This window comes from Nostoc sp. (genome assembly GCF_036917635.1).
In the GTDB taxonomy this organism is placed as follows: domain Bacteria; phylum Cyanobacteriota; class Cyanobacteriia; order Cyanobacteriales; family Nostocaceae; genus Nostoc.
The window spans coordinates 57267-68452 of record NZ_JBALCW010000099.1; the positions used below are offsets into that span (position 1 = coordinate 57267).

General features: G+C 40.8%; 7 protein-coding genes. 1 reads left to right on the forward strand and 6 read right to left on the reverse strand.

Annotated elements, in window-relative coordinates; all coding sequences use genetic code 11:
• Window positions 1–34: 34 nt before the first annotated feature.
• The 4 genes from ppk1 to V7K32_RS24705 all read right to left on the reverse strand — a co-directional run bounded on the left by ppk1 (window position 35) and on the right by V7K32_RS24705 (window position 6789).
• The gene (gene ppk1, locus V7K32_RS24690) at window positions 35–2215 is read right to left on the reverse strand and encodes a polyphosphate kinase 1 (RefSeq protein WP_334996896.1); all 2181 of its coding nucleotides are present in this window, start codon (window positions 2213–2215) and stop codon (window positions 35–37) included.
• Window positions 2216–2327: 112 nt separating this feature from the next.
• Window positions 2328–5162: a carboxypeptidase regulatory-like domain-containing protein gene (locus V7K32_RS24695; protein WP_334996898.1), complete on the reverse strand. Its 2835-nt coding sequence runs from the start codon at window positions 5160–5162 to the stop codon at window positions 2328–2330.
• Between the two features lie 116 nt (window positions 5163–5278).
• Window positions 5279–6217, reverse strand: a complete 939-nt coding sequence (locus V7K32_RS24700; RefSeq protein ID WP_334996899.1) for a fimbrial biogenesis chaperone — start codon at window positions 6215–6217, stop codon at window positions 5279–5281.
• A gap of 26 nt (window positions 6218–6243) precedes the next feature.
• A complete protein-coding gene (locus V7K32_RS24705; RefSeq protein WP_334996900.1) occupies window positions 6244–6789 on the reverse strand; it encodes a hypothetical protein in 546 nt (181 codons plus the stop codon).
• 531 nt (window positions 6790–7320) lie between these two features.
• On the opposite strand from V7K32_RS24705, the gene V7K32_RS24710 reads away from it, so the two are divergent.
• Entirely contained in the window at window positions 7321–7443 is a 123-nt protein-coding gene (locus V7K32_RS24710; protein ID WP_334996903.1) for a hypothetical protein, read from the forward strand.
• 117 nt (window positions 7444–7560) lie between these two features.
• Here V7K32_RS24710 and V7K32_RS24715 read toward each other — a convergent pair whose 3' ends face one another.
• Together V7K32_RS24715 and V7K32_RS24720 are read right to left on the reverse strand one after the other, a co-directional pair.
• Entirely contained in the window at window positions 7561–8145 is a 585-nt protein-coding gene (locus V7K32_RS24715; RefSeq protein WP_334996905.1) for a hypothetical protein, read from the reverse strand.
• A 183-nt stretch (window positions 8146–8328) separates the two neighbouring features.
• Complete coding sequence (locus V7K32_RS24720) at window positions 8329–11031, reverse strand: ELWxxDGT repeat protein (RefSeq protein ID WP_334996906.1); 2703 nt, start codon at window positions 11029–11031, stop codon at window positions 8329–8331.
• Between the last annotated feature and the right edge of the window lie 155 nt (window positions 11032–11186).

Genomic DNA, 11186 nt, shown 5'->3' on the forward strand with positions numbered 1-11186 from the left:
TGAGCTAGTTGTCAAGGTAGAAGTAACTTATTTTTTAATCAATCAGCTTTGAGGCTACACCAGTTGAGCGTAATGCCATATTCATGAGAATTTTTTGTGAATTAGCTTCGGGAGAATCATTGTATGGACGGCGTTGAATGTAACTGCCATCGCCTTGTAATTCCCAAGCTTGGCGATTATCTGCGAGCATAATTCCCATAATTTCTTGCAAATCTTTGGCAATATCTGGGTCTTTTACTGGGGTAATTACTTCTACTCGGCGATCTAGGTTGCGGCGCATCCAGTCAGCACTGCCGATATAGATTTCCTCTTGTGTATTGTTATGAAAATAAAAAATCCGAGAGTGTTCTAAAAAGCGGCCGACAATGCTGATTATATGAATATTTTCACTAATGTCTTTGAGTCCTGGACGCAAACAGCAAACGCCCCTGATAATTAAGTCGATTTGCACTCCGGCGCGGGAAGCTTCATATAAAGTGGCGATAATTTCTGGATCGACTAGAGAATTCATTTTGGCGACAATGCGTCCAGAAAATCCATTTTGAACATTTTCGATTTCGCGGCGAATTAGTGCCAAAAAGCGATCGCGCATATTCACAGGTGCAACCAACAATTCTCGATAAGACTTTTGTCGTGAGTAGCCTGTCAAGAAATTAAATAAATCTGTGATGTCAGCACCTAATTCTTCACGGCAACTGAACAATCCCAAATCTGTATACAGTCGTGCCGTTTTGGGGTTATAGTTACCTGTGCCAATATGCACATATCGGCGTATCCGGTCTTTTTCCCGCCGTACTACCATGACGGTTTTACTGTGGGTTTTCAGCCCCACTAAACCATAGACAACATGAACCCCCACTCTTTCTAGTCGTTTTGCCCAGTAAATATTATTCTCCTCATCAAATCGCGCCTTTAATTCTACCAGTACGGATATCTGCTTGCCATTTTCGGCGGCGGCAATTAAGGCGTTGACGATGGGCGAGTCGCCAGAAGTCCGATAAAGGGTCATCTTGATAGCTAAGACATTCGGATCGTAGGCCGCATGGGTAATAAAGCGCACCACTGTAGCCGAAAAGGATTGATAGGGATGGTGTACTAGCAAATCCTTTTCCCGAATCACAGCAAAAAAGTCTTTTCCTTCGTCAGTCTCCAACGTATCTCGGTCTAAAGTTGGTTCCCTGAGTCTTTGCAAGCGTAATGGTACAACAGATTGGCGTGGTGGATCTTTGAGTTCTGGCAATGGCAAGGACATAAAATACATCAAATCCCGCAGTCCCAAAAGACCGTCTACTTCGTAGAGATCGCTTTCTGTTAATTCCAAATCATGCAATAATCGCGATCGCACTATTTCAGGAGTCTGCGATTGAATTTCTAGCCGGACTGGACTTCCACCCAAGCGGCGTTTTCGCAATTCTTGTTCGATAGCTAACAACAAATCATCTGCTTCATCTTCTTCTAAGATCAAATCGGCATCACGGGTAATGCGGAACGGATGATATTCTTGAATATTCATTCCTGGAAATAGAGATTCCAAGTTATGAGCGATCGCTTGTTCTAAAGGTACACCAGTCCAGTGGACAGGTTTATCGTTATTTTGATCTCCCAACTCTGGCGGTATTGTTAAAAATCGGGGGAGAACACTGGGGACTTTAACTCTGGCAAAGAATTCTTCTTCGGTGTCTGGGTTTTTGACTACAACAGCTAGATTCAGGCTGAGATTAGAAATAAAAGGAAAAGGATGACTAGGATCAACAGCCAGGGGAGTCAAAACTGGAAAGACTTGTTCCTCAAAATAACTGTTGAGATGAGTCCGTTGTTTTTGATTCAAATCTATGTAATCCACGATATGGATGCCGTGATTTACTAATAGAGGACGAAGTACTTGCTCAAAATGTTGATGCTGTTTCTTTACATGAGGAGTGAGGGTAGACCGAATATCGTCTAGCTGTTGTTGTGGTGTCCGACCATCGGGAGTTAACAGGCTGACTTTCGCCTCTACTTGTTGCTTTAAACCAGCAACGCGCACCATGAAAAACTCATCCAAATTAGAGTTGAATATTCCCAAAAACTTGAGGCGTTCTAGAAGGGGCGTGCGATCGTCACAGGCTTCATGTAATACCCTGGCATTAAATTCTAGCCAGCTTAACTCTCGGTTAAGATAATATTGTGGATCGTTTAAATTGATGGGATTGGCGCTTTTTTTGGATTTTGCCATAATGACCTAAAGGCAGGCAGAATTAGCCCATTTAACTGGGGGACAATAAACATAGTAAGTTAAATGGTGCATAGAGGCGAAGCAGCTTTTCCCGGAGTCGGAAAAAGGAACTTCATTTGTCCTTAGTTTCCTTGGTTGTGGCAAACGGCAATTGTAGATTTTGGTCGTAGAGGAAATCTTTGTCAATGGTGATATCCCGTGTGGGCAAGTTACTATTATTTGTGATGCCATCTTGAGGCGGGATTCGCAATGTGTACTTACCAAGCGGAACTGCATCTAGACGATAAAGACCAAATTCGTCACTTTCAGATGAAGAAATTCTTTTACCCTCAGCATTGATAACTTCTACCTCTATTCCTGGTATTGGCTTACCTGCGGCATCTGTAATTCTTCCTGCTAAACCGTATTCTACTCTGACAGGGAAATCTAACTTAGTCACAGCAGAGCTTTCCACCTTAGCGACTATCGTACTTTTCTTCACAGAAAGTTCTACAGGTAATCCTTGTGGGTCAAATTGAACTACATATACACCTTCTGGCAAATTACCAACGAAGAAATTACCTTGAGAGTCAGTTACAGTTCCACCAACGCTTTGACCTTGTTTATTGATCACTTGGATCGTAGACTCACTTAAATTAAAACCTTTATTTGCTCCTTCTATGACAATTCGTCCAGCGATCGCACCTTTATCCTTACCAATAGAGGTATACTCCGAAGGAGTCATTCTCCCACCTGCAAAAGATAAATCTGATACTAATGAGATAAACAGGCGATCGTCACCAATACCACCAAAAACATTTTTAATTCTAGAAGGGATGCCCTGATATTCGACTCTAGCGAACAAACCTGGTAACACACGCATACTAGCACCAACCACTGGGCCAATATCTCCATCTCTATACCCTAGTCCGATGCGCCAACTTAAGTCTGAGAAGTTACTGGCATTACGATTGAGGGTTACAGTGTAACGAGTAGCAAAATCACCGCCAGATTCAGTCCCCAATGATAGTAAATATTCTCTATTGAGATTATAGCTAAAGTCTGTTGTATAGATATCATCGACAGCGCTCAAAGCCAGACTGCTATTCTGTGTTGGTCGATAAAAAGCGTTAAATAAATAACGTCCAGCAAAATCAGGCGCACCTCTTAAAGATAAGTTAGAAAACGGACTGAATGAAAAACTGGGCAAAATGTAACTACTTGAACTCTTCTCATATTGCCGATTACGGGCTACGACTCCTAGAGTAAAAGTATTACTAAAAGTATACTTAGCTTCTAAACTATGATTATAGCGATCGCGCAATTGAGTACTATATAAATAACCAGCAGGATATAATTCAGAATTTCCGAAAATTTGTAAGCGATCTAACTGGAAATCTAAATTAGCTGTATAGCCAAATTCACCATTAGAAGTGCCAACACTAGCAGCTATAATTGCTGGATTTATTAACCGCCAAATAAAACCTGCTTGTGTTTGTGTTCTATCAGAAAGTGCTTGCACTGAACCTTCCAAAGTCAAGTCATTGGAAATTCCCTGACGAGCTTGGAAAAATCCAGCAAGCTTACCTGAGTCAGCGTTAACAAAATCATCAAATAAACTTCTCTGGATATAGTTACCACTGAAACCAAAACCTGCTAATTGGGTGCTTCCGCCAGATGGTAATAATAAATCAGAGGCTCTCAATCTTAAAGAACGAATTTCTGTAGGTATAGTTAGGTTATTCCGGTTAAAAACCAACAATTCAATCTCATTGGTTTGACCAGCAGGTAAATTAACATCTAAAAATTCATATTGTCCGCTCAATCCTACTTGCTGTTGAGCAACTATAACTCCGCCAACTCTTAACTGTACAAAACTTGCTGGAGCAACTCGACCGTTAAAGCTTTGTACAGGTTGGGATTGTCTAGATAAAAGTTCAGTTGCACCATAGTCTGCATTAAATCTATTTAAGGGGAGATTGGTATGACCAACTTGGAATCCAGTCAGATCAATATGTGACAATAAGGGATGTAAACCGATTTGTTGACGACCAATCTGATAGATAAATTGATTTGAGCGTTTAAAGAAAAAGTATTCAGCAATCTCCGGCTGGTTAATAAAATCGTTCTCGAGACGTATACGCCACGAGCCGCCAGCTAAACGTCCTCCAAAAAGAGTAGAACTATGCCAGCCTGAATTACCAAAAGTATTAGTAAAATTTAATTCTTGCCTTAAATTTGATATCCCGCTGCTAGGAGGTAAAGCTTCAGGTTGGAGATCAGCAGCCTGAGTGCTATATTGCCCATTATTTCTTCGCCAAGGCAAATCAACTATCAAAGCTGCATCTGAGGCTTTTAACTCAATATTTGTGGCTAATTTAGATTGCAAAACAGTATTACTAATATAAGTAATACCATTGATTTTCTGAAGTTCATTCGATGTCAGTGTAACTTGACCAGCAGGTGTTTGAAGTTTTGTATTTTCACCAGAAGTATCAACAGTAAAGCCAGCAATTTTAGCAAAATCCAGCAATGGGATTAATAACGTATTGCCCTGCTGTATCACATCTAAATTACCAGCTTCTTTCTCATTAATAATTATTCCCAATAATAAAGTTTGTGCCTCTCCAGTCTTCTTTTCGGCAAGATTATTGGATAGAGGATAATTTTCTACTACTGGGTCTGTTGACGTTGTGGGTAACTCACCAAAAGCTGAGTTTTTTGTGGTTTGGGCAATTAGCTTTTTAATAAGTTGCTGATTTACAGAGGTTTCTGGTGTTTTATATGAAGAAAATTCAACAGGTAGGGTTTCTGGTGGGGCGATCGCTGCTGCAATTATCTTGTTTGGCTTCCTAGTATTGGCGTCTATTAACTTTGCAGAAGATAAGTTTTTCGGCTGTGCGATCGCCTTTGACGGAGCTTCGCTTATCGCAACTGTTGGGGGAGGTGTTGGATTTTGGTAGAGCATAAGTAAGCACAAAAGTTCCTATAGGTAGCTCAAAAAAGTTTTCAGCTACCAAATCATTTCTAGAAAAAGTCACAATTAATTTATTTTGAGATTTTGAGCTTTGGAATCTACAAAATCTATTGACGACGAAGAGGATTTCTAAAATTACTCGCAGATGGCTTATTTTGCGACTGGTTATTATTAGCTGCTGTCACTGTGAATGGAATACCTTTATCAATTGGTACACCACTCAATTCCCCGTTGATATCCAAGATGTAGTTTCCAGGGGGTAGAGTTTTAGTGATAGGTAGCTGGAGTTCACGAGTATTATTAGGTAATACTGGTGATGATGGTAATGAGCCTACATCTAATACAGATTTTGGTAACTTTTCTCCCGGTTTACCTGTATTAGCTATGGGTTTTGTAACTTCACTACCTGGATATTGAGCAGCAGGCCAAATGGCATATTGACCACTTAGGCGTACATAAGCATTACCTTTATTAGTAATATCAAATACAGCCTTTAGAGCATTCGGTTTGGCATCAACAGTAATAGAATTGAGGACACCAATTTTTTTAATCTCTCCCACATAACCATAAATTACTACCCCTAGCCGTGCATTTACCCTCACTCCTTGAGATGATTTGATCGGGGAAACTGGGGAAACCTCTTGGAGATAAAGTACAGCACGGTGTTCACCTGGTTGGGGTTGAACTTTAGGACGAATAGCAAAGCGTATGGTTTGAGCGCCTCCGGGTGGAATTGTAAATTGAGAGGGAGTAAAAACTATCCACTGATCTAAAGATTGCTCATTAGAAGCAATGTCTTGGGCTTTATTATCTTCATTCATTACCCAAGATTTGACAGTGGCTTTCAGCGTAACTGGTTGAGAAGCAAGGTTAAGAACGCGAATAGTTTGAGTGCGTGTCTTACTACTATTAATTTTGACTTCCAATCGGGGTGGGCTGACACCAATATTAATTGCTGAAGCAGAAGGTATGCCCAGAGCCAAGGCTCCTAGTAAACTTAAAGCTATTTTGCTGATTTTTTTTAACGTTGGAATTGTGTTTTTCATTTTCATCTTTCACATCACGAAAAAAACTAACGGCGATTAACCGTTACCGCCACATTGCCACCATATAAACCCGCCGACTGGGCAGTTGAAAGATCCATTTTCAATTGGAATCCCCCTTGCACTAAAGCTGTATTGCTATTTTGATCGCGGGAAATTTCGGTGATGGGTAATGGTTCTAGTACTACTTGAACTGCCGAATTGGAATTCTGGGCATTACTTACCGCATTGTTGCGTCCATTTTCCGCCTTCATTTCATAGGTGGCATAGAGAAAACCCACTTGGTCTGTAGGCACTCGCATTTGCCAAAAGTTGGGAAAATCACGGGTGATGAAGGTATTAAAACCCGGAGGAGACAGCAATTCTTGTGCATCGCCTACGGACTCACTTTTGACTGCGGGTAGAATTTCTGATGCTGATAAAGGAGGAATAACTAGGGTTTGAGGAGTAGATAACTGATTAATTTGTGTAGGTTCAGCAACTCTCAAGAAAGATTGTCCTAAAGAAGGAAGCTGTGGCAATACTAAAAGTGTTAGGCTTGAAATACACAAGCAATTAATAATTTTAGTCTGCACCTTATTTCGTATTATTAGATTGCTGTCACTCTGTTTACATCTGTTGGTCATCTTGCATCAATCTCCGCCATCCTTAGAGGTTGTTTAAAAATTGGTTCACTATAATTTTAGGCACTTATTGATCGCTCCTAAACCTCCTTTTAAAGGCTACGTTCTACACACACTCTATGCAAAACCAAAATCATTGCAGCTCCTCGTAAATCACCCGATAAATTGGGAGACTTGAAGAAGTTTTTGCTTCCCTTTTTAAGGGGGGTTAAGGGGATCAAAAATCTATGGGGTAACTCTAGAAGAGTTGTGTGTACACCGTAGCTTTTTCAGAGGGGAACCGGAATCAAAATCCCCCTTTTTAAGGGGAGCTACTGTGGTCTTGAGGTTTCCCCAAGTAGAGCAAGTGACGTGAATTTAGGGAAATCTAGAACTGTTTGCTCCCGACAAGAGGACTTTTCAAACATCCTTTTAAGGGATATGGAATAAAATTTACTGACGCAGAGTTCAAATCCAATCTAATAGAATTGGGGCGTTGCATAAATGCGGGATGAATTGGCGGGTGAAACCATTGATAATTCGTTTCAAATTGAGCGAAATCATCCCATGATTCAGCAACACCAGAATTGGAATAGCCGTCGTGTAAGTCTTGTAAGGTATCGCTAGGGCTAAGGGTAGATGAGAAACCTGTTGATATTAATAACTTAAGAACCTCAGCCCTAATTCACAGAAGTTGCTGTATCAACATTCGGATACCTGCTATCCCTCAAATAGCAATGCCAATTAGGGAGCGTTAGCTGTGATCGCAATAGTGCCTCCAGTATATGAGCCTGATGCCTTGGCTGCACTCAAGTTTACTGCTAAAGTGATGCCACCAGTGAAAGGAGCGGCTAAACCAGGGGCAGTAGTAGTAGAGGCTGGACTAGTGACGGAACTAGTGAAGGTTGCTAAACCACCAGCGGTAACACTAGAGCTGAGAGTACCGGTAGTAGTGGTTGCGGTGACGTTAACCCCAGTGCGAGGGGTGTTAGACCACACTGCAAACACCTTAGGTATTGATTTAGTGACAGTGGTGGTGAATGGAGAGGACTCATCTAGTGTGCTGGCAGTTAAATCTGCTGTAGTAGAAGGTGATGTCTCAGTATAAACTCCACTTGAAGTTAATGAAGAATTTAAGTCTTGAGGTGTAATGTCTAACTGAATATCACTGACAGTCCGCAAGTAGAGAACTTCAGGTACTGTGACAGTAACATTGACGTTACTTGCAGTAGTAGTAAGTTGAGCATTGGCGGGTGCGATAATGACACTACTCAAGGCGCTAAAAAATGCAGAAGTAGCGGCGAGAACTAGTAAAAATTTGGTCTTCATGATAAAAAATTTCTCCGTATTGTTCTGTGTGAATTTAATTTGAGTTTGAGCAAATCTCACTGTCTTGTTAAGCAACAAAGTTGATTTTGGCTTGATATCCAAGAAATAAAATTTCAGTAAATTTACTGTTTATTAATCTTGGTTTATACTTTAACTCATGGCTGTTGTCAAATCACCTCCTTGTTAAATCACCCACAATTCTGTGCCATTCGTCCCGTTCGTAGCAGTGAAGAACAGCTGCGTACCAACGACAGTGAGCTTGGCAGGGTCAGCAATTCCTGTAGTGTAAATATTGCTGAATTTCCCCGTACCAGAAACTGTGCCGTCGCTGCTCCACACTTCCCTGCTGCTACCATCAGAAGCCGCAAAATACAGGGTGCTATTGAGATTGACGAGACTAGTAGGAAAACTATTATTAGGCTGGCTTTTAGAATCGTTACCAGCCCAAATATCTTTAACTATTACTGTGTTGTTATCGGTACCATCTGTCTTCCAGAGTTCGAGACCACTTGCTGAGTCATAAGTCACGAAGTATAGGCTATTGCCAACGGCAGTCAAATCGGTAGGGCCAGTACCAATATTTGGCGCTTTTGTAGTGTCATTCTTAACTATTGCAGTACCGTTTGTAGTGCCGTCACTCTTCCAAAGTTCTGGCTGAAAGTCATCGTTATATTTGACAAAGTACAAGGTGTTGCCAACAGCAGTCAAATAGTTTGGTGCTACATTGTTCTTACCAGGTGTAGCATCTTTAACTAAACTAGCTGCTCCAGCTTGATACTTCCAGACTTCAAATCCGCTCGTACCATTATTGGCACTGAAGTAGAGGGTACTGCCTATAGAAGTGAGACTGTTTGGCGATGAGCTAAGTGTTCCTGTCCTGATGTCGATAATTTGTGTTCCGTTCTGAGTTCCATCACTTGACCAAAGCTCAGTCCCATAAGTGGGGTTATTGGCTGTGAAGAATAGCTGACCATTGACATTGGTGAGATTTAATGGACTGGAACTATTGACATCATGGTAGATATCTTTAACGAGCGCAGATGTTGTGCCGTTATATTCCCATAATTCCTGACCATGCGTGCCATCATCAGCAGTAAAGAAGAGTTTGTTCCCAACAACAGTCAAATTGCTAGGGTTAGAACTGCCAGAATTAGGATTAATATCACTAACTATTTGGGCTTGAGTGCCATCGTATACCCAAAGTTCTGTACCTTTGATTCCATCATTAGCGCTGAAGTAAAGCTTGTTATTGAAGACAGTCAGATTAGCTGGGTTAAAATTGCCAGAATTAATATTAGTCAGGCGGGTAGTGTTAGCTACAGTACCATCACTCTTCCATAGTTGAGAGCCAGTGCTACCATCGTTGGCAGTAAAGTACAAAATGTTACTTGCTACTGTCAGATTGCTGGGGTTGGAGCTGCCAGAACCGGAGTTGAGATCAAACATTCTGGCTTGAGGAGATCCAGACAAGTCTAAAGTGTAGTAAGTGTTGGCAGAGCCAGAGGTGTAAACGCGAACGTAATAAGTCCCAACCCCCAAATTGGCGTTTATAGTTTCATTGGTATTCCCTGATTGAGCAGATGTTTTAATTACATTAGCGTTGCTATCTAACAGTTGCACATCTGCATTGTCAATCAACCCACTCAGGGTGAGATTGAATAGACCATTGGTATTAGACTTGAAAGTGTAGTAATCAAAAGTGTCAATATTACCCACAAAATCGTTGAAAGTTTGGGAACCATTTAAGATGCCAATATTTTTCGCTGTAGATGATAAATTGGGAGCTTGATCTGCTGCTATGGCTTGAGCAGAAGTACTAAGAGTATAATTTGTTGCTACCCCTGTACCAGGAGTGACAAGAGCGTAATAAGTACCTGCATTCAAGCTGCGCCGAATGGTGTCTATAGCAGTTCCTGTTTCGTTGGAACTTTGAATACTATTACCATTACTATCTATAAGCTCTAAATCTGCATTTCCTGTTGCTGGTGTTAAGGTGAAATTAATTAAAGCAGCAGAAGTTAAATCAAAGCGGTAATAATCCTTATTGTCAGATGAATTAACAAAATCTGAGTAGCTGTTAGTAGTTAATGGATTAATGTTGCGAGCTGTTGCTAAAGTGTTACCCGCATTATCTACTGGATCTGAAGCCAGCGAAATCTGCAAATTATAGTTAGTAAAACCTGATGTCGCCTGATTTACACGAATGTAGTATACTGTTCCCTGGTAAAGATTGGCGCTGATAGACTCAGAAGCAGTGCCAGATTGAACAGAACTACCAACGATTGTCCCAGAAGAGGTAACTAAGTATAGATTGGCATTAGCCCCTAAGCCATTTAGGTTAATGGTGAGGTTCCCGTTGCTATTTAATTGAAATTTGTAATAGTCCTGACTATCTACAACTGCACCAATACTACTGACAAAATCACTGGTGCTATAACTGTTAGAACTGGAGATTATACCGATATCGAATGCGGTTGCAAGTGAATTATCAGAGCGGTTACTTTCTAAGATGGTTTCAGATGAGAGACTGAGATTATAGTTTGTGGTAGTCGTACCCGAAACCTGGGCATAGTAAGTACCAGCCGCTATGTTCCCACGAATTGACTCTGGAGTAGTACCTGAGTTAGTGGAGCTATAAATAGAACTGCCAGAACTATTGAGCAATTTTAAATCGGCATTACTGCTCAAGCCATCCAAGCCCAAAGTAACAATACTGGAACTACTAAGAGTAAATTTATAAGTATCGAGGGTGTCAGAGCTACTAAGAGAATTTTGAAATATGCTGGCGGTGCTGATCAGAGAACCACCAATATAAGATGAAGATGTTGTATCTAAAGCCGTAGCTGTCGTACTTCCTGGATCGGGGAATCCTGAATAAGTTGCCATAGTTATTTATTATTTTCTGTAAAGCTCAAGCACATATACTGGCTATAAATTACTCATAGCAATGCCAAATAAGTTTATTGCTGTTAATCATCGACCACCAATTTTAAGTACTAGATAAGAAAGTTCTTATAAATACCAAGTTGCTAATTTTTTTA

What these genes read in the sequence shown, in the direction of transcription:
- ppk1 (WP_334996896.1), bottom strand. Translation starts at nt 2,215, where the DNA reads ATGGCAAAATCCAAAAAAAGCGCCAATCCCATCAATTTAAACGATCCA.
- V7K32_RS24695 (WP_334996898.1), bottom strand. Translation starts at nt 5,162, where the DNA reads ATGCTCTACCAAAATCCAACACCTCCCCCAACAGTTGCGATAAGCGAA.
- V7K32_RS24700 (WP_334996899.1), bottom strand. Translation starts at nt 6,217, where the DNA reads ATGAAAAACACAATTCCAACGTTAAAAAAAATCAGCAAAATAGCTTTA.
- V7K32_RS24710 (WP_334996903.1), top strand. Translation starts at nt 7,321, where the DNA reads ATGCGGGATGAATTGGCGGGTGAAACCATTGATAATTCGTTTCAAATT.
- V7K32_RS24715 (WP_334996905.1), bottom strand. Translation starts at nt 8,145, where the DNA reads ATGAAGACCAAATTTTTACTAGTTCTCGCCGCTACTTCTGCATTTTTT.
- V7K32_RS24720 (WP_334996906.1), bottom strand. Translation starts at nt 11,031, where the DNA reads ATGGCAACTTATTCAGGATTCCCCGATCCAGGAAGTACGACAGCTACG.